Origin of the sequence: Bdellovibrio bacteriovorus (genome assembly GCF_001592735.1) — a bacterium.
GTDB lineage: Bacteria > Bdellovibrionota > Bdellovibrionia > Bdellovibrionales > Bdellovibrionaceae > Bdellovibrio > Bdellovibrio bacteriovorus_D.
Map to the genome: position 1 here is coordinate 1,758,723 of NZ_LUKE01000001.1, position 22,455 is coordinate 1,781,177.

Annotated in this window: 20 protein-coding genes; 13 read left to right on the top strand and 7 right to left on the bottom strand. The window is 44.7% G+C overall.

Translation table 11 applies throughout. The features are described from left to right. Window positions 1–40 precede the first annotated feature (40 nt). From AZI86_RS08570 to AZI86_RS08580, 3 genes are all read left to right on the top strand, one after another. The gene (locus tag AZI86_RS08570) at window positions 41–766 is read left to right on the top strand and encodes a Stp1/IreP family PP2C-type Ser/Thr phosphatase (protein WP_061834634.1); all 726 of its coding nucleotides are present in this window, start codon (window positions 41–43) and stop codon (window positions 764–766) included. A gap of 30 nt (window positions 767–796) precedes the next feature. Beyond that, a complete protein-coding gene (locus AZI86_RS08575) occupies window positions 797–1,786 on the top strand; it encodes a M23 family metallopeptidase (protein ID WP_253715832.1) in 990 nt (329 codons plus the stop codon). A 76-nt stretch (window positions 1,787–1,862) separates the two neighbouring features. Continuing rightward, window positions 1,863–2,462, top strand: coding sequence for a hypothetical protein (locus AZI86_RS08580; protein ID WP_061834636.1), 600 nt, complete (start codon window positions 1,863–1,865; stop codon window positions 2,460–2,462). 3 nt (window positions 2,463–2,465) lie between these two features. On the opposite strand, the gene AZI86_RS08585 is transcribed toward AZI86_RS08580, so the two are convergent. Then, complete coding sequence (locus AZI86_RS08585) at window positions 2,466–4,673, bottom strand: hypothetical protein (RefSeq protein WP_253715833.1); 2,208 nt, start codon at window positions 4,671–4,673, stop codon at window positions 2,466–2,468. A gap of 353 nt (window positions 4,674–5,026) precedes the next feature. Between AZI86_RS08585 and AZI86_RS08590 the strand changes: the two genes are divergently transcribed. The 4 genes from AZI86_RS08590 to AZI86_RS08605 all read left to right on the top strand — a co-directional run bounded on the left by AZI86_RS08590 (window position 5,027) and on the right by AZI86_RS08605 (window position 8,355). Next, the gene (locus tag AZI86_RS08590) at window positions 5,027–5,572 is read left to right on the top strand and encodes a hypothetical protein (protein ID WP_061834637.1); all 546 of its coding nucleotides are present in this window, start codon (window positions 5,027–5,029) and stop codon (window positions 5,570–5,572) included. Between the two features lie 67 nt (window positions 5,573–5,639). Beyond that, window positions 5,640–6,821: an acetyl-CoA C-acetyltransferase gene (locus AZI86_RS08595; RefSeq protein WP_061834638.1), complete on the top strand. Its 1,182-nt coding sequence runs from the start codon at window positions 5,640–5,642 to the stop codon at window positions 6,819–6,821. An 11-nt stretch (window positions 6,822–6,832) separates the two neighbouring features. Continuing rightward, complete coding sequence (locus AZI86_RS08600) at window positions 6,833–7,591, top strand: SDR family oxidoreductase (protein ID WP_061834639.1); 759 nt, start codon at window positions 6,833–6,835, stop codon at window positions 7,589–7,591. 74 nt (window positions 7,592–7,665) lie between these two features. Beyond that, entirely contained in the window at window positions 7,666–8,355 is a 690-nt protein-coding gene (locus AZI86_RS08605; RefSeq protein ID WP_061834640.1) for a class I SAM-dependent methyltransferase, read from the top strand. Here AZI86_RS08605 and AZI86_RS08610 read toward each other — a convergent pair. Beyond that, window positions 8,352–8,705, bottom strand: a complete 354-nt coding sequence (locus AZI86_RS08610) for a MerR family transcriptional regulator (RefSeq protein ID WP_061834641.1) — start codon at window positions 8,703–8,705, stop codon at window positions 8,352–8,354. The two genes, AZI86_RS08605 and AZI86_RS08610, sit on opposite strands and share 4 nt — an antisense overlap. A 66-nt stretch (window positions 8,706–8,771) precedes the next feature. On the opposite strand from AZI86_RS08610, the gene AZI86_RS08615 reads away from it, so the two are divergent. After that, the gene (locus AZI86_RS08615) at window positions 8,772–9,128 is read left to right on the top strand and encodes a GFA family protein (RefSeq protein WP_061834642.1); all 357 of its coding nucleotides are present in this window, start codon (window positions 8,772–8,774) and stop codon (window positions 9,126–9,128) included. Window positions 9,129–9,209: 81 nt separating this feature from the next. On the opposite strand, the gene AZI86_RS08620 is transcribed toward AZI86_RS08615, so the two are convergent. Then, window positions 9,210–11,000: a protein adenylyltransferase SelO family protein gene (locus AZI86_RS08620; protein WP_061834643.1), complete on the bottom strand. Its 1,791-nt coding sequence runs from the start codon at window positions 10,998–11,000 to the stop codon at window positions 9,210–9,212. Between the two features lie 309 nt (window positions 11,001–11,309). Between AZI86_RS08620 and AZI86_RS08625 the strand changes: the two genes are divergently transcribed. Both AZI86_RS08625 and AZI86_RS08630 read left to right on the top strand, forming a co-directional pair. Next, window positions 11,310–11,699, top strand: coding sequence for a hypothetical protein (locus tag AZI86_RS08625; protein WP_061834644.1), 390 nt, complete (start codon window positions 11,310–11,312; stop codon window positions 11,697–11,699). A gap of 134 nt (window positions 11,700–11,833) precedes the next feature. Next, window positions 11,834–12,271, top strand: coding sequence for a hypothetical protein (locus AZI86_RS08630; protein ID WP_061834645.1), 438 nt, complete (start codon window positions 11,834–11,836; stop codon window positions 12,269–12,271). A 50-nt stretch (window positions 12,272–12,321) separates the two neighbouring features. On the opposite strand, the gene AZI86_RS08635 is transcribed toward AZI86_RS08630, so the two are convergent. Then, window positions 12,322–13,638: an HD domain-containing protein gene (locus AZI86_RS08635; RefSeq protein WP_061834646.1), complete on the bottom strand. Its 1,317-nt coding sequence runs from the start codon at window positions 13,636–13,638 to the stop codon at window positions 12,322–12,324. A 268-nt stretch (window positions 13,639–13,906) separates the two neighbouring features. Between AZI86_RS08635 and AZI86_RS08640 the strand changes: the two genes are divergently transcribed. The 3 genes from AZI86_RS08640 to AZI86_RS08650 all read left to right on the top strand — a co-directional run bounded on the left by AZI86_RS08640 (window position 13,907) and on the right by AZI86_RS08650 (window position 17,456). Continuing rightward, entirely contained in the window at window positions 13,907–14,752 is an 846-nt protein-coding gene (locus AZI86_RS08640; protein WP_061834647.1) for a flagellin, read from the top strand. A 590-nt stretch (window positions 14,753–15,342) separates the two neighbouring features. Beyond that, window positions 15,343–16,176: a flagellin gene (locus tag AZI86_RS08645; RefSeq protein ID WP_061834648.1), complete on the top strand. Its 834-nt coding sequence runs from the start codon at window positions 15,343–15,345 to the stop codon at window positions 16,174–16,176. A gap of 143 nt (window positions 16,177–16,319) precedes the next feature. Continuing rightward, window positions 16,320–17,456, top strand: a complete 1,137-nt coding sequence (locus AZI86_RS08650) for a hypothetical protein (protein WP_061834649.1) — start codon at window positions 16,320–16,322, stop codon at window positions 17,454–17,456. On the opposite strand, the gene AZI86_RS08655 is transcribed toward AZI86_RS08650, so the two are convergent. The 3 genes from AZI86_RS08655 to rnr are packed head-to-tail and all read right to left on the bottom strand — an operon-like array spanning window position 17,453 to window position 22,336. Beyond that, the gene (locus AZI86_RS08655; RefSeq protein WP_061834650.1) at window positions 17,453–18,223 is read right to left on the bottom strand and encodes a LysR family transcriptional regulator; all 771 of its coding nucleotides are present in this window, start codon (window positions 18,221–18,223) and stop codon (window positions 17,453–17,455) included. The two genes, AZI86_RS08650 and AZI86_RS08655, sit on opposite strands and share 4 nt — an antisense overlap. Before the next feature lie 8 nt (window positions 18,224–18,231). Then, the gene (locus tag AZI86_RS08660; protein ID WP_253715835.1) at window positions 18,232–19,833 is read right to left on the bottom strand and encodes an ABC1 kinase family protein; all 1,602 of its coding nucleotides are present in this window, start codon (window positions 19,831–19,833) and stop codon (window positions 18,232–18,234) included. Next, window positions 19,781–22,336 carry a ribonuclease R gene (rnr, locus tag AZI86_RS08665; protein WP_061834651.1) on the bottom strand — a complete coding sequence of 852 codons (2,556 nt, stop codon included), beginning with the start codon at window positions 22,334–22,336 and terminating at the stop codon, window positions 19,781–19,783. The genes AZI86_RS08660 and rnr overlap by 53 nt, the downstream gene beginning before the upstream one ends. Window positions 22,337–22,455 lie beyond the last annotated feature (119 nt).

The window sequence follows — 22,455 nt, forward strand, 5'->3', positions numbered from 1 at the left end:
TTTGACTCTTTTGTCAGGTATAGGTGAGAATGAACCATCTATGAAGTTTGACTCCTGGTATCTGACAGATAAGGGCCTTAGGCGTGAATCAAATCAAGATTCTTGTTTAATTAACAAGGACTTGGGATTGTTCATCGTTGCCGACGGCATGGGTGGACATTCAGGCGGGGAAGTCGCTTCCAGCATGGCCGTGGAAACGGTGGAAGAGATCATGCTGCAACCTGAATCTCCTAAGAAATCTCCTCGAGAATTGATTTTGCATTCTTACGAAGAAGCTTCACGCCGAATTTTTGATAAGGCCGCCAACGAAAGACCCGAGCTCGCCGGCATGGGCACAACAATGGTTATGGCTCACATCCGCGGAAAGTATCTTTATGTTGGTAATGTTGGAGATTCGCGCTGTTATTTATTTAAGAAACCCAACTTGTGGCAAATTACTGAAGACCATTCGTTGCTAAACGAACAATTGCGCGCTGGTGTCATGAGCGAGGAACAAGTTCGTCAATTTGTGGGGCGAAATGTCATCACGCGAAGCGTGGGATATGAACGCGATGTTTATCCTGATGTGATTGAAAGAGAAATTTTTCCGGGCGAAATTTATCTGCTTTGTTCGGATGGACTTTCAAGTTTAGTCGAAGACAAAGTGATTTCTGAGATTTTAAATCAAAATCCACCTGACAAAGCAGTCAAAGCGTGTGTAGAACAAGCTTTAGCCAATGGTGGGGACGATAATGTAACGGTCATGCTGTTGCATTTTCACGAGTAAGTAAGGGACTGCGATTTGGACAAAAAAAAGGTGACGCTTTTTGTAGTGAGCAATCAGACGGGAAAAACCCGTAAGATTGTTCTCTCGGCAGCTTGGGTTAAAGCCGCCTCTTTTGTCGCAGCCATCGTTTTAGTGATTGTTGCCGCGGGTCTAGTTGATTATTTCGGACTTCTTCTTCAAGCCATGGAAAATAAACGTCTTAAAGCTGAAAATGCGCAGCTGATTAAGCAGTTCCAAGTGGTTGAAAGTAAAGTCAGCGCCTTAGAAAATTCCTTAGAGCGTGTTAAAACATTCACCACGAAGTTAAAATTGATCACCAACGTTGATGCGGATGATCGTATCAGTAAGCTGACCATGGGGCCAAAACCTTCAGCGGGACAGCCAGTAGAAGAATACGAACCAATGGAAGCGCGTGAAGGAACTGATGTCTTAGAAGAGCAAGACGAAGTTTTTTCAAACAAAAAGCCACTTAATGATCAAGTGGGAGAACTGGCGAACGAATCCACGGATAAAGATTATGCCTCTCTTGTGGTGCGCATCGATAAGGCTGTTAAGGAAACTCAGTTAAAAGAACAAAGTGTTATCGACTTGTGGGAAAGTCTTTCAGAACGTCAAAGTTTGTTGAATGCAACCCCGAATATGAAACCGGCAAAGGGATGGATCACGTCTCGTTTCGGTTATCGTATTTCTCCATTTTCTGGAAAATCCGCTCTGCATGCCGGTCTTGATATCGCAGCGGCCCCGGGCTCTCCAGTTTATGCGCCCGCTGATGGAGTCGTCGTTTTTGCCAGTTATGATGAATCTTACGGTAAGTTGATTTCGATTGATTATGGTTATGGTGTGACGACTCGTTTTGCCCATTTATCGCAGATCTATGTTCAGGTCGGTCAGCGAGTAAATAAGTGGGATGTCGTGGGTGCCGTGGGTAACACGGGCCGTTCGACGGGTCCGCATCTGCACTATGAGGTCCGAATCAACGGAACACCGGTGGATCCTATCAATTTCATTCTTGATGAATAGTTTGTTGAAATACAGCCCTAAAGTTTAAGGATCTTTCCTCCTCACAGTTTAAGATGATAAACGTGTGGGAGGTCCTATGAAAGCCGTCGTAATTTCTATATTATTTTTGTTCTTTGGAATGTGGGCCCAGGCGGCTTTGCCTCCGCAATTTTCTGAATGTCTTAGTGATTTAAGTTCAACCAATATGAGCGCCGCCGATGTCAAAGAGATCGCCAAGGTTTCGCGTGTCACCTATTGCCAAAACCAAGTCAGTTTGGTGGGAAAAGTCGAAACTCAAGATCTGCTGACCAATCCTAACATACAAATCGGGATTTCCGTGGCGAAGACGGCCTATTCCTATACTGATTTCTTAGACATGGCTCGATCGGGTAAATACGTTCTGTACGTCGATGGCTCGCGCATCTCAAGAGATAATTTGATCAGTCTTTCTCAAGCTGGAGTTCAGCTGGTGGTACTAGCGAGTTCATCAGGATTATCAAAAGCGGATTTGCTGCAAATGGCCTCTGCAAAAAGTTTTATTCTGAATGTGAATGCAACGACGACTCAAGCAGACTTGCGGGATTATTTAACGGCGGGAATTCAGTTAGTGATTCGAACGTCACAGGTGGGCTTAAGTGGAGCAGCCATTGGTGAAGTGGCTGCCCTCAACTCGGCCCTTGTGACCATTATGCCTTAAAGGCTATTCATTCATAACGGATACAGGTGGAAGTGGGCATTCAAGCTCTTCCATTTTTTCGTTAAGAAGCTTAGCGTCTTTTTGGAAACCTTTAGTAACAAGTTTAGAAACGGCACCGTCAACAAGTGATTTAGAAACGACAGTTCCATTCAATTCAACATTACCACGGCAAGCTTCCAAGACGCTTGAATCCATTTTCGGATCAAGAACGGGATCAATCATGTTACAGAAAAGTTGGATCGCACCTAAGTGATCCAATGATGCTGACCAATCCAACCACGCGGATTCCAATTGTTGGCAGGCAATTTCATTTTCACGAGAACCCACTGGCAATTGAGATTTGTTGAAGGTCGCCAGGTTTTGGCTGGCCGTATAGCTGTCGTATTGGATGTTGTAATCGATACGCATTTTACCATCGGTACCGAAATTAACTGCGCCACCGCGACCCATGGCAGTCAATGTGTAAGCGCTATCACGAAGTGTCGCCATGCCTGTACTTAGCGCGGCTACCGCTTGATCGTGAATTTTCTTAGTGTGGTTGATCCAAGCCAATACAGGAGGTTTTCCAAAACCCCAAGCACTACGTGAACCAAAAAGACCTGATTTCAAAATTCTCATGCGTTGATCAAGTTCTGAACGATCAATGACTGAAGTGTCTTTTGCTAGCTCTTCCATCGCTTTTTCTACGCGAGAGATAGTGACTCTTTCCGTTTGGATGCGATTGAATTGAGCTTTCCAGCGAGTGTACTCTGGGCGGCTGGACAATTCAGTTTCAAGTTCATTTCGTGATTTGTTTGTCAGCTCGTAAGTCATCGTGATGGCTTGGCGTACACCCGCAATCCATGAACGACCTGCTTGGGCACATGTTTTCAACGATGCTTCATCTTCGTAAGCTTTCGCTGAAGCATCGGTAATGCGTTTCATCGATGTCAAATTTAAAGCTTTAAGACTTGCGGATTGAAGTTTCACGGCGCGCTCGCTTTGTGAAGCCGCAGCTTCTAAGTTAGCAAATGCAGAAGTCGGGAAGGTTTTTCCGTCCTTTGCCCATGTCGCAAGTTCTGTCGCCAACGTACAAACCATCAAGTCGTCACTGTCTTTACCCATTTGAGTTTCAACAGAAGACAAATCATTACGGTCTGCTTTGTATTGGTTTTCGATGGCCAAGTTGTATTTACTTTTAGAATCGCGATAGTTTAACAAGCTTCTTAACTCGTTGCTTGGAGCGCCGAAATCTTGTTTATAAAGGTCAATTCTTTTTTCAAGCTCTTGCGTGATGGTTTTAATACGACCACTTTGAGCAAGTTGCATGAAGCGAACTTTAGCCGCTATTTTGGTGTATTGACATGTGTTCTGAAGAACCGCTTTACGATGTTCAGGGATGTCCATTTCTAAAGTTTTTGAATCAATCATTTTTGCAACGGCTGAAATACCCGCACTGGCAACGACACCACCGATAACAAATGGTAATGCTGGTGCTAAAGCGGCATTCATCGAAACGGCAAAAAGAGCATAAGGTGAAAAGCCATTGATGATGTCATTCACTGCTAACAACACTTTACCGGTCGACATTGATTGGCGACCGCATTTTGAATTTAAAAATTCGTTGTTATTGATGACGCTGCCAAGATTAGAAATGGCGCCCAAAGCGGACGTCATTGTTTGTTCAATTTGCGCTGGGTTCACAGTCGCTGCATCCTGGGATTGCATAACGGCTTGAATGGCAGCAAGACTTTCTTTTAAAGTTTTACCATTTTCTTCAATCGTTTTTGCTGAGGGAGCACCCGAACACTCTGGAACGACGGTGACTTCTTTGATCATCAAGTCGATGGCGCTGATCAATTCAGCATGAGGGCGATTTTCAAAAACAGGACATTGATAATCCGCGCTGACCTTAGCCACATTCATCGATAGCTTGCCATTACTATTAATGGTTACCGGAGTACCGGGGCGCGTGTTGTTATTATTATTTTTATTACCATTGGCTCCGGGGATTGGTTTTACCGTTGAGTCCCCACCTTGGCCATTATTGGCGTTGCCACCGTTGTTGTTGTCGCTATTCCCGCCCGTGCTAGGCATGACCGGGCTTGATGGAAATAGATCCGCCAAAACTCCGTTAGATGCCAATTGGGCATGGGCCGAAGTCGGAGGAAGTACGAAACCCATGGACACAACCAGGGCTACTGCACATCGTTGAACGTTCTTAATACTCATGGGTTCTCCACTCATGTTTAACTTTTGGTCAAACTAGCAAATATTATAGTTATCCATTTCGTAACGACGGCGGCACTTAAGCTAACTTCCTGTAAGCACAAGCCTCTTTCCTGATCACGATTTTTCAAACCTTACGCGGAATCCAGCTTTGCAAAGATGGTGCTAGCTTGTCTCATCTTGAGAAGCTTTGGGGTCATTTTGACTTCGGGGGGTTACGAAAATAGACACCATTTTAGGGTCTTTTCAGCCCTGTCAAACTTCTTTAGGCCCACTTTGTTTTAATACTATTTCAAGTCGTATTTATGCGGCCCCAGGTTTTCAGTGTTGGAACAGGTTTTGTATAGTACTAAGGTATGAGAAGACTTTTATCTTTTCTTATTCTATTTGGCTTTTCGTGCACTTGCCCTGCGAAGGTGGCTTTGAAGTCCACCAAGCGTCTTATTATCCCGGTGGACAACGTCACACCCAAAATCACTTCGGAAGATGTCGCCAAGGTCATTCCTTTAGATTTAAAAGAAGGCGATAGCCAAGGCACTGTTTTTGGTCGTATTGCCGATCGGGGCTTTTCTTTGTGGTTTAATTCTTCATTTGTTAAATCGTCCGCTTTAGGTCAGATGGCTGAGCGCACTCAGGAAAAACTAAAAACCGATGTCGTGGTTCCTGCGGGCACCCCGAATGGAGTCAGTCATAAGTTTTCATTCCGTGTTGAAGCCTTCCAGGCTTTAGCAAAATTAGAATATTCGGGTTGGTTAAAAGCGTCAGTGAATTACGATGCAAAAGCCTCGTGTACGGATATTTTATTTAAAGAAAAAGTTCTAGAAAACAAAGACCTTGTGGTAAGTCACAAGGTATCAAAAGAAGAAGGCTTATCCATGGTAGGCCTTGGCTGGTCCTTCTAATTTTATCCTAGTCTAGTTCCCACTTGCGTCGTGACGAATCCCCTGATGAAAGCATACCCTTTTGGGTATGGAAAATATCGTATTTATCGCTGGAAAAAGAACTCCATTTGGGGCATTTGGTGGGTCCCTTAAGGATGTATCAGGAACAGAGCTTACAGTCGTTGCTGCCAAAGCAACGCTTGAGCAAGCCGGAGTCTCTGCGGACAAAGTAGATCACGTTATCATCGGTAACGTTGTTCAGTCCGGTGCCGACGCTGCTTATCTTCCACGACATGTGGGTTTGAAGTCAGGTGTACCGGTCGGTGTGGGCGCTTTGGGTGTTAACCGCCTGTGTGGCAGTGGTTTTCAATCATGGGTTGATGCTGTGCAAATGATCCGTTGCGGGGACGCTTCAATCGTTCTTGCTGGTGGTGTTGAGCAGATGTCACAGATTCCCTACGTTGCACGCAAAGTTCGTTTCGATGGAATGCGTATGGGAAATTTTGAACTTGAAGACTTAATGACTTCAGCCCTGACTGACGCTTACGCAAAAATGCCGATGGCGATCACTGCTGAAAACCTGGGTGAAAAATACGGCATTACGCGTGAACAGTGTGATAAGTATGCGATCCAAACACAAACACGCTTTAAAGCGGCCTTAGACAAAGGCTATTTTGCCGAAGAGATCACGCCAGTCACGGTTGAAGGCCGCAAAGGTACCGTGGTTGTTGATAAAGACGAACATCCAAAGCCAGATTCAACTTTAGAGAAATTAGCTACATTAAAATCACTTTTCAAAAAAGAGGGCTTGGTCACGGCGGCGACGGCTTCAGGCATCGTGGATGGTGCGGCTTGTTCACTTTTAATGAGTGAATCAAAAGCGAAATCGTTAGGTCTTAAGCCTTTGGCTCGCATCGTGAGTTATGCTTCTGTGGGTTGTGATCCAACGATCATGGGCATTGGCCCAGCAGGGGCCGCGCGTATGGCACTGGATAAAGCCGGATTAAAGCTAGAACAAATGGATCTAGTTGAAGTGAACGAAGCATTTGCCGCACAGTACTTGGCTGTTGAAAAAGAATTAAAACTCAATCCTGAAAAAACCAATGTGAATGGCGGCGCGATCGCTGTCGGCCATCCATTGGGAGCATCAGGAACACGTATCATGAATCACTTGGTGTATGAACTGCACCGTCGCAGTGGCAAGTATGCCTTGGGTTCAGCGTGTATTGGTGGCGGTCAAGGGATCGCAATTATTATTGAAAAAATGTAGTCGGGGGAAAAGTGGAAGCAAATTTTAACTTAAGAGAGCGCACGGCTCTAATTGTAGGGCCTTTTACTTCCACTGTTCAAAACCTGATGATGGGTTTAACCCAACTTGGTTCCGATGTCGTGCTGCTAGATTTTGACAATGCCGGCAGCCAACGTTTTTGTAATCAAATCAATGATTCCCGCGAAGTGAATCCTAAATTTGGTCGCGCCTTAGGTATTAAATCGCCAATGCAAACCGCAGACGATTTTAAAAATGCAATTGGTGATGCCGCGCATGCGTTTGGCAGCGTGGATCTTTTCATTGATGCGCAAACTTATGATCGTCCGAATAAATTTGTAATCGGGCAACCATTAGAACAACTTGAAGAGGACGTACAAAAAAACTTCAAAAGTTCGGTCATGCTTACTCACGGAGTTTTGAACTTTCTAAAAAATCGTAAGCGTGGACGCATCTTGTACATGCTTAATGAGTCTTACCCAGATCCCATCGTGGCCGGTGCGCGGGGGGCATTGATTCCCTTTGCCCACACTTTGTCAAAACAAGTCGCCGAACACAACATCACGGTGAATGTGTTAAAGCTGGGGTTGACCGAAGAGTTTATATTGAATCAATATCCCGAAGCGAAATCCATTAAAGAAGCCGTTGAAAAAATGCGGTTGGTTCAACCGCATTTAAGAATCACCGAACCTGAAAAAATCACCAACACCGTCACGTACTTGGTAAGCCAGTATGGGGCGGCGGTGAACGGTCAGGTCATTTCGTTGTCTTAATTGATACTTAGCAAGTATCAATGCGGTCCCAAAATAGAAATAATCATACAGCAAGGTAGTGATATACTGCCTGCATGGAAAAATCAGATCTTTTAACATTTTTTGGTGAAGCCCAAGCGAAAAGTTACGACGAGCGTTGGAATAAGCTTGCGCCCGTCGCGAACTCTCTTCATTTTTTAATTCGTATCGTCTTAGGAAATCTTCCGGCCAAGGCCCGCATTTTGTGCGTGGGCGCTGGGACAGGGGCGGAAGTTTTATTTTTAGCTGAACATTTTCCTCAATGGACATTTACATTGGTGGAACCCTCTGGACCGATGTTAAAAGTGGCTCGCGAAAAAATGAAAGCAGCAGGAATCAGCGATCGCTGTGACTTTCACGAAGACTTCCTGCACACGCATGTGTCAGCGGATTTATATGATGCCGCTACGACTTTGTTTGTTTCGCAATTTTTGACAGTCAAAACAGAACGCGAAGATTTCTTTAAAGAGATTGCTAAGCGCCTACGTCCTGGTGGGATATTAATCAATTCAGAACTGACCACACCGGCACTATGCGAAGAGTTTGACAGAATGTTCGATGTCTGGTTGCGGGCTCAGAACTTAGCGCCCGCGGAGGGTGTGCTTTTACGTGAAGCTTGGAATACGCAATTGGCAGTGTCCAGTGATGAGCAGATTCAGTCGGTGGTGCAAGCGGGGGGCTTTGATAGGCCCGTTCGTTTTTTCCAGGCGCTCTTTATGTGCGCCTGGTTTTCAAAAAAGATTTAATTTACAAGTACACTGTTTTTTAACGTCTTATCTAAAAGACGCCTGCTCTCCTTCAAGGCTTCGATTTCCTCATCTATTCTTCGAAGCTCGTCCTCAAATAGGCTTTTTAGATCATGACACATCAAAATCTTAGTCTCTTGCAGAGTGCAAGGAACAATGAACTTAATTTTTTTTAAACTCAGACGAGCTTTCAATAACCATTGAATCTGTTCAATCGTATCGGCCTGAGACTTGTTATACTCCCGATATCCATTTGAATTTCTCAAAGGAACGATAAGTCCCAACTTCTCATAATGGCGAAGGCTTCTTGCAGAAGTTCCACAGAATTTTGCGAATTCGTTGATTTTCATGGCTTAATCCTATTGACCTTGACATTGGTGTCAAGGTGTAAACTTTCCCGTAGATAGGAGAAGCCCATGATTCGTGGAAGCTGTTGCTGTGGAAGTATCCAATTTGAATTAAATAAAAATCCCAGTTCAATGGGAACTTGTTACTGTTCAAGGTGCAGAAAGGCCGGAGCAAGCCTCATGGTCTTTGTTCAATCCGAAGACATTAAATGGATTCAAGGAAAAGAGCTGGTAGCGTCGTATCGCCCGGAGCCACCATTTACATACGTAAGAAATTTCTGTTCCCGGTGTGGGACGTCCTTGGGAGAGATTCTTTCGCAAGAGAAAAGCTTCCCCTTGGCGGCCAACTGTTTAGATGACGATCCGGGAGTGAGAAATACGTTTTACGAGCACATGGAAAGTAAACCCGCATGGTACGAAAACTAGCTTAAATGTGGTACTGCCTCCGAAGTCGAAACTTATATATCTATTGATTAAAAAGAATGACCGGCGATTCCGCCGGTCCAACTAACCAGCAAACACGGATCGGCAAGAGCCTCCGTGGACAGAGTCATTTAAAACTTTTATCGGTGCTTGGACTTTCATCGTCTTGCCAAGCTTAGCATCAAACACGGTGCGCTCATACTTACCATTCACGCGGCGTTCGCTGATCACCAAGGTGTAAGGTTTGGCATCATGGAAATCACGACGGCTTTGTTCAATAGTTGAATCAATCAAAGTTTGAACTGAGCTGATTTTACCGCCTTTTTCTTTAAATTCGTCGTTTACGGCCCAAATTTTCTTTTCGTTATCTACCGTAGAAAAAAGTTCCGTCATCTTTTTGTTACGAATCTTCGCGGCTTCTAAACGATATTTTCCCTCGGCTTGGCCTGAAATGCCTACTTGCGCTAGCATATCTTGTTGCATACGGAAAGTTCGCACATACCACTCAATAAGCTGCGCCCTTAAAGCGGAGTCTGGCACCAAGGCCATCAGTTTTGCGGTGTCGGCGGGTGCACTTAAGTTCAACTCTGCTAATGCTGTCATGACTTTTTCAAGACTGTAAGTTCCTTGTTTAAAATAATCTTCTGCAAACCCAGGAAGTTTCCACTTCTCAATTTCCTTCTCATTGCCAGCTTCCGCCATGGACTTAACTAGCTTGGCTAACTGCAAACCTTCATGAGTATTTAATAAAGCCGAAGTCGTTTCGTTAAATGAGCCGGCTAGGCGCAACATTTCTAGCAGCTGCGTGCGCTCGAACGTTTGATCAAATCTCTCAAACCATTCTTGCTCTGAAGGCATGGCGCGAGCCAATTCTGGTGGTAACGTTTTAACCAAACTGTCACGCATGTCCTTTAAAAGATCTGTTTTATATACCTTTGTTTCGCCATTAAACCCATCATCATGAATAACACGGATTTTTTGGTAACCGTCTAAGGCTTGATAAGTTCCAAAGTCCAAGGCGCGACCATCCATACCTGCATTTGACGGGCTGGTTCCGCCGTGGAAAAGACTGTGTGCCCAACCGTAAGAATGCATTTGCGCTTGGCGATCGATCATTTCAAAGATCCCTGAGCGGAAACGCTCAGCTTCCGTTCGTGCGGTGGAATTTTTAGGTTGAGGCAAAGCATTGGTAATATGTTTCATAGCATCACTGATGCGATTTTTTTCGCGTTCAGTGCCGCGCTTTTGTCCATTTTCATTCACGACAAAGTGAGCAGGGCGAATCGGGGCTTCACGAACGATAAGTACGCGAGGTTCACCGTCGGGACCACCAACTCGGGTGCCGGTGGCGATGATCGCTAAAACGCGATGGGCCCCTCGAGGCAACTCATCAGCTAAAAGGTTGGACCAAATGGCCTCATGAATTCCTTCAGGCAATAACGAGGCTCCGTTGCGATGGCTGGCTTCGGATGTCGCGGCAACAAAAGGTGTGATACCTCCACCTTTATTTTCCCACATCGAATCCACGGTGAAAGTACGTCCGTTGCCTTCGTTTCCATTTAATCCAATACCGCCATACCCATCGGCATAGACAGTCTTTGTTTTATTCGTATATCCACCGGCTGTTTCCCCTGAAACCGGGGCGGCAAAAGCGGTCATCTCTAAAACTTTTTGCAGATCAAGACCTTGTTCGGCCATAAGCTTATGATTTAGGTAAATGGCGTTGGGATTTGCGAGCTGTTTGGCTTGCATCGGTACGAAGGCTCCCGCGCCGATAATCTTTGCGGCGTCTGGCAGTGGAGCTTTTTGGGCATAAGCCATGGGTTGGAAAGCCATAGTGAATGCGACTAGTGATAAAACAGATCGTGCTTTCATGAGCATGCCTTTCAATAGATCGGTTTTTACGGCGTTGCCATTTTTCGCGACGACTTGATCAAACTGCCAACAGTGATCATGCGCTATAATTTACGCCGTAGTCAAAAGACCGATTCATCCAAGAAGAATGCAAGGGCAGGCCCAAAAGATCGTGTCTCATATTGAGATAGGAGTTTTCACCACCGCAGCGGTTCTGCATGGAGTCATATTGCTTTGGTTGTGCTAAAAAGCTCATCCATCTTGAATTTGCGGTGGGTTAAAAGGTTTTCCTATGTTGATCGAGCAGTCAGGGCTGTTTAATCTAAGTGCATGAGAGCATCGATTCTTCTTTTCTTTATTGTCTTAGGTGGTTGCGGCACTTTTGGTCTAAAAAACATTCGTAAATCGGAAGCCTCATTGGAATATGCCAAGCAAGTGTTTTCGCGAGTTAACTATCAAAATATTCTTCAGAGGACGAATCCGCAAATGCCCCCACTAAAAGCTGTTGGGCCAGTTAGACTTTATTCTGCGACAAATGACTTTCTCAGCGTTGAACAGTCAGGATGGAACTACATCCAAAGCATTAGACTTGTCAGCGGAAGAGAGTGCTACAGCTATCTTTTGGTTGAGTCTGATGACTCGAAATCTTTCAAACATACTATGGGAAGCCTTTACTGTTTTCACGACGATGATTCGTTTTTGAAAATTCCGCTTCAGTAGCTGGTTATCTGACCGTTTCGCGGTCATTAAAGTTCAGAGAAGGCGACCGAGAGTATGGTTTAGCTTTTTCAGTCGTTGATTTAATTGAAGCTTAGGCCATATTCTGTATTTACAGACCTGGGTGGGGAGTGAAAATGAAATTCGCTTTGGCTATTCTATTGATGTTTGCTGGAAATGCTCATGGGAAGACTGCTCCCCAAGAGATGACTGAGTTTAACAAAACTTGTCCGGCTCCCACAATATGCGTAGAACTTTCTGAGAGCCTCTATGCTTGTGAAAGTGGAGAAAAAAAGAGCTGTGACAGTTTTGTAGATTACTTTAAAAAAGCACTGCCAGAATATGATTGTCAGCGCAAGTTAGACTCTAAACAAACTGCTAAATATATAGTGCCCGCCTATTGGTTATGTGATTCGCATGATATCTATGTTAATGCCTTATCGAAATTAAAATCTAAAAAAGCCCAAAGACTCTATGGGAGCAAAGAATTGCGAGCAACTCTAGATGGGCACATCGCTGAAGATCATTTGGAAAAATCTAAAAAGGTGGGAAGGAAGTTAAAGCTTCCCAAGTAGTCCATTTTCTTTGACTCCTCCGGATATGCACTCTGCGCGGCAAGGGGCGCTTAAAACTTCAAACTCTTTAAAATAGAATCGGCCTGCGCCATATTTTCCGGCGCCACGTAAATACGATCAATAATACGCGCCCCTTCATAACGTTGAAAAATTTCGGTCGTTTGATTGATCGGGGCAGGTTTTGCCCAGCGGTCGTATTGATCAACCACGTAAATCTGCAAAGCACGCTCTTCAGGTGAAGCCGTGTGATATTTCGACAAACGAGCTTTAGAGCTCGTGTGAATCACTTCAATGCCATCAGCTTCGATCGCTTTTTTAATTTTTTCGGGCTGATCCGATTCGTGGGTGTTGTGCTGTTCGATTAAAACTTTAAATGGTTTTCTTTGGGCAATTCTTTGCGCCCAAGAGTTGTCCGCTTGGGTCAAGTGCTCATGCAGGCGATAGTCGTTGTACTTAGAGTACTCTTTGATATCGCCAGGTAAAACGAAAGTACAGTCAGGCGAAGTCAGATAACGATTCAGCATTTCTTCGTAAATAATGCTTTTGTGATGCGAATAAACCATCAAATGCATGTGGTGGCGTGAAATCAAAAAGTCGTCGAATGAATAAAGCGCACGGCGGTTTAAAGCCAAATACATTTTATTTTCACGGCGATGGAAGGTTAGATTTTGCATCAACCATGCAAGATCGATCTTACCGTAATTGGTTCCACAGAAATAACTGTCGCGTTCTAAGTAATCCATGCGATCCACGTCCAGTTCACTTGAAACCAGCTGTGAAAGGATAGGGCGGAAGTCGACACCCCCGTCAATAAAGAAGTCATCCGGGCAGTGCAGGGCTTTATCAATCAAACATGCAACATGAATAGGTAAAATATCTGGGAACTGACTTAAAATGGTCTCGGCAATATTGGAATCAGTGACATACTTAATCGTATAGTCTTCGTGATTCGCGCGACGATTGTGATTCATCACCGTGTGCGCTTCTTCACCGAACTTTTCTTGCTCTTTATATAACTTGATATCCAGTTCTGACAAATGAGGCATCACTTGTTCAGTGGTGTGACTTAATGGACCGTGACCCACATCGTGAAGCAATGATCCTAAGCGCAAGACTTGGCGAAAACGCGTTTTCACTGAAGGTTTGCTAAATGGATAAACTTTGAAAATAGAATCAAACGCCACACCGGCAAGATGGCAAACGCCCACAGAGTGTAAGTATCTATTGTGAGTCGCCCCCGGGAAAGAAAACTCCGCATAACCTAATTGTTTGATCGCGCGCAGACGTTGAAACTCAGGCGTATCTAAGATCGCCACTTCAGCATCAGAATAATAGACAGAACCATGTACGGGATCGCGAATTTCCATGAATTTCCCCTAGGATTTCCCCGTTTTCGCCTTTGGCAGCAGGCTTGTCAATCGGGGAGCGACTATCTGAGTCGTCTTATAAGCGATTTAAGGGGTTTTGAGGCCTGATTTGCCCGCCTTTAGCCCAGAAATGTAAAAAATTGAGACGTATCACTTTAGGAATCTCACAACGAGCCGATCAGTACATTAAGCAACACCATATCAGGCCATGATGGCTTGACGGAGTTTCAAGGATCGAAACTCTGGAAATCTTCAAGGAGGAGGAATTATGGGGTTAAGAATTAACACGAACACAGCTTCGTTGAACGCACAGAGAGTTCTGTGGGGAACGAAGATTGGTCTAGACAAGAGTATGGAAAAACTCGCGTCTGGATTCCGCATCAACCGCGCCGGTGACGATGCCGCAGGTCTAGCGATCTCTGAGAACTTAAAAGCTCAAGTTCGCGGTCTAAAGCAAGCATCACGAAATGCGCAAGACGGTATCTCTCTAGTCCAAGTGGCAGAGGGTTCAATGAATGAGATCTCTTCGATCTTAATCCGTCTCAGAGAGTTGTCTGTACAAGCAGCTTCTGACACTGTCGGACCGACAGAGCGTCAGTTCCTGAATGTAGAGTACGATCAACTGGTATCAGAGATCGACCGTATCTCAGAAGGTACAGAGTTCAACGGAACTCAACTTCTAGCAGGTGTCGGATCTATCTTGGATTTCCAAGTTGGAACTAGAAATAATCCTGAAATTGACCGTATCTCTTTTGATGCTTCTAAAGCAGACGCAAACTCTGCAGCATTGGGAGTGAACTTGACATCAGTTGCGGATAAAGCTTCGGCACAAAATGCCTTAGCAGCGATTGACCAAGCGATCGTGAGCGTTTCTGCGATGCGCGCCGACTTCGGTGCGATCCAAAATCGTCTTCAATCGACTGTATCAAACATCCAAGTGTCAGTTGAGAACATGTCAGCCGCGAACTCTCGTATCAGAGATGTAGACGTCGCTGAAGAGACATCTGAAATGACTAGAAATAATATCTTGTTGCAAGCGGGTACTAGTGTACTAGCACAAGCGAACCAACAAGCGAACGTAGCCCTAGGACTCTTGAACAAGTCGTTCTCTTAAGCCGAATAACTCCAGCACCGCTGGAGTCGGTTGAATGAAATGACTTTGGTTCCCGATCTTGATTAAAAATCTTCAAGATCACCCTCAAGTGAACCCGAGGCTCTACGTGAGCGTTGACCCTATAGAATCTGTTTCCTGCGTTGAATCCCGTCGCTTTGACGGCGGGATTCTTTTTCAAAAGGAAAAAAGAGACAGGGAATTGACCGCGATTTTGGTTTGATATTTGTGAGGCCCCTAGAGGGTTGTTAGGTGAAGACATTGATCTTCAAGTTTTGAAATTTTGTGACTGGTGACGACGTATTTTTGTCGACGGATAAGTCTTCTTTTAGAAAAAGAGCTCTCTCTTTTTCGCTTAAATGTTTCTGTGCGCACATCTTCGCGCAAAGAAAAATTTCTTCTAAAAAATAATTTTAAAAATTAAAAAAAAATGGAAAATCTGGACTCAAAAATGTGGGCATTTTTTCCGAAAAGAAAATAGGAACTTTGTATCGCAAGTTCCAGTTTATTAATTAACAGGTGCACGGATCGCGCCTTATGCCAATGGATGGCAGTTTTCACGGAAGAAGAGGGAAATATGCAGGGAGGATAGAATGGGATTAAGAATTGGTACAAACGTGTCGGCGTTGAATGCACAAAAGAATCTATACATGACACGCATTAATGCAGACCGTTCGATGGCACGATTGGCTTCTGGACAAAGAATCAATCAAGCAGCTGATGATGCCGCCGGACTTGCGATCAGCGAAAACCTCAAAGGTCAAATTAGAGGGATGAGACAAGCAAATAGAAATGCCAACGATGGTATCTCTCTTGTTCAAGTCGCTGAGGGAAGTTTGAATGAAGTTTCCAACATGCTTATTCGTTTAAGAGAGTTGGGTGTTCAAGCCGCTTCCGATACGATTGGTGAAACTGAAAGAAAATTTTTGGATGTTGAGTATCAACAGTTAAAATCAGAGATTCAACGTGTAACGGAGTCGACGAAATTTAACGGTTACGATTTACTTAACGGTACTGGCGGAATGATCGATATCCAGGTCGGCGTAAACAACGACCCTTTCCAAGATCGTATCAGCTTTAATGCGGGTGCGGCGAATTCTTCACTAGAGGCTTTGGGATTGACGGCCGAAACAGTGGGATCGAAAGAGGGAGCACAGTTGTCACTGACAACGATCGATCAGGCTTTGACTTCAGTAAATGCGATTAGAGCAAACTTCGGTGCGCTACAAAATCGTCTAGTATCAACATCAAATAACTTGTTGATCGCCGACGAAAACTTGTCAGCCGCGAACTCTCGAATCAGAGATACTGACGTCGCTGCAGAGACATCTGAAATGACAAGAAATAACATCTTGTTGCAAGCAGGTGTGTCGGTCCTAGGCCAAGCCAACCAGTCACAACAATTGGCTTTGAAATTATTAGGTTAATTTTTAAGTAGTACGTTGTTACTAAAAGGTCCCCTTAAAAAAGGGACCTTTTTCTATTTTCAACAAGTTTTCACTAAGGGTCTAGCCAGCAGGATTAATAAAAAATCATTGAATTGTGAAAGCCAAAAAGGCACCTAGAGCGAATGAAAATCATCGCTCTTTTTTTATGCCTTTTTGCTCTGAAAACTCAGGCGGCTTGGGATCTTAACGACGTTTCTTATTTGATGCCTTTGCCCCAAACCATGCAAGACACGGGTTTGCTTAAAATTTCAGCAAAAGGACGAGGTGGGGACCTCATCCCCGGTATTTTAATCGATCAGATTCCTTTTTTAAGCCCGAACATCAATAAAGAAAGTGCTAAACAGGTTCTGCGCGTTTTTGGCGTTCGTATTGACCCCTGCTTTCCGTTGCCAACCCCGCAATCTTGCCAACGGCAACTTCGCATTGTGTGGCAGCCGATCGAAAAAGATTTTGATGGAAATATCCGAGCTGTCGATGCGGCTTTGCACAGTTTTTACATTCTGACAGATAAAGAATTTAATGCGCTATTAACCGACATCGCCGTTTGGAAAAAGAATTACTCCGTGCAAACGGAATATCTTCCTTTGCAAGTTCATCCGGCATGGCAAGATCTTGGCACGCAAAGTCCTCCGCTGGCAGCGTTTCATCAAATCGTGTTAAAGTACGCCGGCAAAGAAAACCTATCCCGTGTGACAGCCATGCTTTTACGTCGCGGCGGTTTGATGTGGACTTTCGCAGGATATGAGGTCGTCGGTGATGACTTACAAGTGTTAGAAATTCCGCGTCTTGAGGGAAAGAAATCCCAAACATTTATTAATCTGGCGTATCCCCCGGACAAGTTTTCTAACGGCGGCATCAATCCTCTTCCGCAAGGCAGTGACGTGATCAATACGCTGGTGCTGGGATCTGACCTTTTGGAGGAGCGCCACGAAGAAACTATTCGTAATGAATCCCGTGCGGCTTATCGCATGGAAAATCCCAAGGCATTCAATCCTGAAAATATGGATTGTGCCAGCTGTCACGTGGCTCAACCCGCTATTCACTGGGTTTTAAACCAAAGACCGAACCTAAAAGTGGACCAGATTTGGAATGCCGATATTTACAAAAATCTTAGATATAATCTTGAAAACAAAAGCCCTGGCGTCGCGAACACTCGAATCATCCGTGCCTTTGGTTATTTTGATGCCGATATGGCGATCAGCCAACGCGTGATCAACGAATCTGCCGAAGTGGCAGACTCATTGAACCAGTTAAACTAAACGTCTAAAGCTGAAGTGATATTCGTCCATAAAACAGGATTTAAAAGCTCTGAACCGATTAATAAGACCGGCTCAGCGTCTTTCGCGCGACCGCGTTTGGCTTCGGTCGGTAGATGTCCGGTGCCCCCATTTTTTTCTAACCAGCCACGGCGAATTGACAAAGAGTTAGAAACAAAAAGGTGCGGAAAAGACTCTAGTTCTTTTTTATTCGCTCTGCCGTATTCAAAAGTACTTAAAACCGCAAAGTCTTTAGAAGAGTTGATCTCCTCTAGTTTTTGGAATCCCAGCTCTGCCAAGTATTTAAACTTCTGACGGCCCGGGGATTTAGAAGTAAAGATCAAATCCAAGTTGCCCGACATAAAGTTGGCTTCGAGTTCATTCAGATCAAAAATATCCAAAGTGATTTTCTTTACACCGACTTCTTCAAAACAAAGGCGCGTGGTGTTTAATGCAAAATCTGAAAGACCTTCCAGTGTTCCAATGTGCAGTTCGCCCACCACTTGATTGTTGCTGATGCCCTGAAGTTCGGTTTCTAAACGACGAATAGATTTTTCAAAAATCTCAGACAGTTGAAACGCCACGGGGGTCCAACCTGATTTACGTTTTGCGGAACGATCTAATAATACAATCTTTAAGTCATCTTCGATGCGTGCGATAATTCGCGAAAGTTGAGGCTGACTCAGCCCCACGTGCAATGCTGCCGCCGAAAGATTTTTAAAATGGATGGCTTTAGCAAGAACGCTCATTTCATAATAAATTTGCTGCATAAATCCGCCTACGGTTTTCGAATATAGTTAATAAAAGCAATCATACTTACAAGCAGGGCGATGCCATAACCTATAAAGCTCATTGTCGGCATACCCATGACGTGATTTTCCGTCGGATGAACAAAAATAAAGGACGAGCTTAAAATCAAAGATCCGATAATCAAACCCAAGAATAACAAGTTGGCTGAACTCTCGACAGAACGCTTCAGATCTGTGACCTCGTTTAACTTTAAACGAAACGCGTGATTAGGACTGTTGATCTTGCGTAAAAAGAAATTCAGCTGACGAGGAAGCGCATTTAAAAACATTTTTGATTCGCGCGCCATTTGCGTCATGTCATTCATCATGCGCTGCGGACCGAAGTGAGTTTTGGCGATGTCTTCTGCAAACTGCAGGGAGTATTTTAAAACGTCAAAATCCGGATTGATCTTACGACCCATGCCTTCAATGGAAATAATGGATTTAAAGAACAGCATTAAATCCGGAGGAACCTGCAGATGATGGCGAGCCGCAATCCCGGCGGACTTCATTAAGACTTTGCCTAAGTTCACATTTCTTAAGGTCAACCCAAAATAGGGGGCAATCAGCTCCCGTAAATCTTTGGCGAAAACATCAATATTCACACGGTCCGTGAACGGCGCTAAATCGACGTACTCGTAAGCCAGGCGTTCATAGTCTTCTTTCGACATTGCCAAAAGCATATTGGCAATGGCGGCCTGGGTGCGTGTGTTTAAACGGCCCACAACGCCGAAATCAATCAGCCCGATCTTATTGTGCGGCAATATAAAAAAATTCCCCGCGTGCAGATCGCCGTGGAAAATGCCGTCGTCAAAAACCATTTTCAGATAGGCTTTTAATCCCAAACGAATTACTTCGTCGGTGTTAATGCCCTCTTGGCGAAGAGCTCCCTCTTGGCTTAACGGGATGCCTGGCAAGGCTTCCATGACCAGGACTCTTTCCGTCGTGTGTTGCATGTACATCTGCGGAATCACGATATGTTCGTCAGCTTTAAAGTTTTCTTGAAAGCGGCGGATGTTATTGGCCTCAACGACAAAGTTTGTTTCGAATTCCAAGGTACGGAAGTATTCATCCACAATGCCGCGAGGGTTGTAAGGATGACTTTCCGGGATATAGGTTTCAATTAACTCCGCCAAAAGATAAAGCACGTTCAGATCGTCGTTGATCTTTTGGATAATCCCTGGGCGTTGAACCTTAATAACGACGTGTTCGCCGGTCTTAAGCTGGGCCTTATGAACTTGCGCGATACTTGCAGATCCTAAGGGTTCAGCATCAATACTTTCAAATTTTTGATAAAGAGAGTTTCCGTATTCTTCACGTAAAACTTCTTCGATAATATTAAATGGAAGCGGCTGCACGCGATCGTGCAGCTTTTCGAATTCGTTGATGTATTCTTCAGGAACTAAATCGGGGCGGGTCGCAAGAACTTGACCTAGTTTAACAAACGTCGGTCCCAATTCCTCAAAACTCATGCGCAATCGGACGGGCATCGAAAGTTTTTCGATCTCGTCGCTGGAATTTAGGCGCTCGATGATGAATCTACCGAGCTTTACCTTTTCCGCGATTTGATGAAACCCGTGCCTTGCGAACACTCCCACGATTGTTCGCAGTCTTGCCGCGTTTTTTAGCGTTTTGCCTATCTGAGTCCCGGTCTTTAAGGCTGTCACTGTTTCTCTCCGAATTGTCGTCATTATCCCGGAGTTTCGAAGTTTCGGCAAACATCAATTTCTTACTTAATTTTGGCTTGTCCTTCGAAGAGGTTTCGCCCGTTTCTTGACGATAACGGTCGGGTCCTAGGATCATTTCCAGCAACTTTTTATCAGGGCCTTGACTGTCTTGTCGTGGCTCGGGTCTTAAACGGTGCTTTTCTGCCTTCTGCTGTTTTTCGAACTGACCTTTTTCTTCTTTGCGAGAGTCATGGAAGAATTTTGATTTCTGTCCCGGAGCCATTTTTGGTGGTTCCCGTTTTTCAAATCGTTTTGGACCTTTATCTTTGCGATCGTCTTCACGACGTCCACCTTTACGGCGATCACCACCGCGACGACGATCTTCCAAGATCTCTTCTTCTTCGCGTGATTTCTTACCTTTTGAATGCAGTTTCTTTAAATATCTTTCGGCATTTCTTTGCGCCGATGTGGTCTTATCGTCCTCATCTTCGTCCATCCCTTTTTCAAGGTCTGCGCCGGCTAAGGCAAAGTTGATTTGTCCTAGCTCAGGATCAGCGGCGACGATTTGGATTTTAACTGTGTCCCCGATGGCATAAGTGAATCCTGAACGTTTAGCGACCAGACGCAGATTTTCTTCATCGTATTCAAAGTATTCTTTGCCCAAATCATCCACGCGAACCAAGCCATCGATGTCGTATTCGCGCAATAAAACGAAAATACCAAACTTAGCCACAGAACTGATCATGCCTTCAAATTCTTGACCCACAAAACGTTGGGCAAATCGGGCTTTTTTTATGGATTGAACTTGGCGTTCGGCTTTAACGGATCTTTGCTCTGCTGCGGATAAAATAGTTCCCGCGGAAGAAAGATCGTCTTCAGTCATAAGACGGTACTGCGAATTTTTCATCACTTGAGTTTTAATCAGGCGATGCACGATTAAATCCGGGTAACGGCGAATGGGTGAGGTGAAATGAGTGTAGTACTCAAAACCCAAACCAAAGTGACCGACGTTGTTCATGCTGTATTTGGCCTGACTCATAGATCTTAAAGTTAAGATATTTAAGATTTGCGCTTCGGGCCTTCCTTCAAACTCTTCCAAAGCTTTGGTTAAACGCTTTTGCAGTTTGCCTTGGTTGAGTTTGGTGGTCCCACCAAAGTTAGCCAAATATTTTTCTAAAATACGGATGGCCTGTTCGTTTGGCGGTTCATGGATACGATAAAGTGCGGGGATATTTTTGCCATGAAGGAACTTTGCCACGGCAACATTGGCCGCCAACATCATTTCTTCAATCAAACGGTGAGAGAAAAGTCGTTCTGATCTTTGGATGTCCACGGGAACACCGGCGCCATCGATAACAAGTTCCGTATCGGGGATTTCGAGATCCAAAGAGCCTTCCTTAAAGCGTTTCGCCATCAGGATCTTAGCTAAATCTGATAAACGAAGGATGGCATCTTTCACATGCGCAAATTTAGGAACGTCATTGCCGTCGATCACCTCTTGGGCCTCGCCGTAAGTGACGCGTGCTTTACTTTCCATCACGGCTTCATAGAAATCAGAGCGTTTCATTTCGCCGGTATAATCAAAAAGCATTTCCGCCACCAAACAAAGGCGGGGAACATGAGGATTTAATGAGCACAGGCCATTACTCAAAACCTCCGGCAGCATCGGAACGACATAATTAGGGAAATACACCGATGTTCCGCGCTCGTAAGCATCCCGATCAATCGCAGAGCCCACACGAACATAGTGGCTGACGTCAGCAATTGCGACATATAATAAGAAGCCTTCATCTGTCGTTTCAACATAAACGGCGTCGTCAAAGTCTTTCGCGGTCGCCCCGTCAATGGTGATAAGAGACATGTCGCGCAAGTCTTTACGTCCCTTAAAGTCTTTTTCGTCAGGCGTTTCAGTAAAGTGCGCAGCCTCATCAAGCGCTGCTTTTGAAAACTCTAAAGGAATATTATTAGATCGGATGACGCGCTTGATGTCCGTTAAAGGATCTAAAGCATCGCCGATGATTTCGGTGACCTTGCCTGAAAAAGATTTTCCTTCGTCGGGATAGGATAGGATTTGCGCGGCCACCAATTCTTTGTCTTTGGCGTTCATCGAGTCTTCGGTTTTGATCTTAAGATCTTGCCCCCAGCCTTTTCCTTCGTCGCGAATAAGGCCGGTGTGTTCGTTCATCTTAAAGAAGCGGCCGACAACGGTGCGAGTGCCCCTTTCAAGAACTTTGATAATTTCGCCGCGAAAGCGTTCGCCACCTTTTTCCGGAAAGACTTCAATCATGACTTTATCATTGGTCATGATGCCTTCCATCGAGTTGCGAGGAATATAGACGTCAGGATGATCCATTTTTTCTGGGATAAAAAATCCGAAGCCGTCAGGGTGTCGTTTGATAGTGCCGTTCAGGAGTTTCTTTTTTTGCATTTTCTAGATGAAGTCCTTATATATGCGAGCGTAACACAACTCGAAAGAGGAAGAAGAATTATCTTGTCTGTGATCCTTGCGGATTTATTTGCGAGGAGTGTTGCGAAGTTGATTGTTAG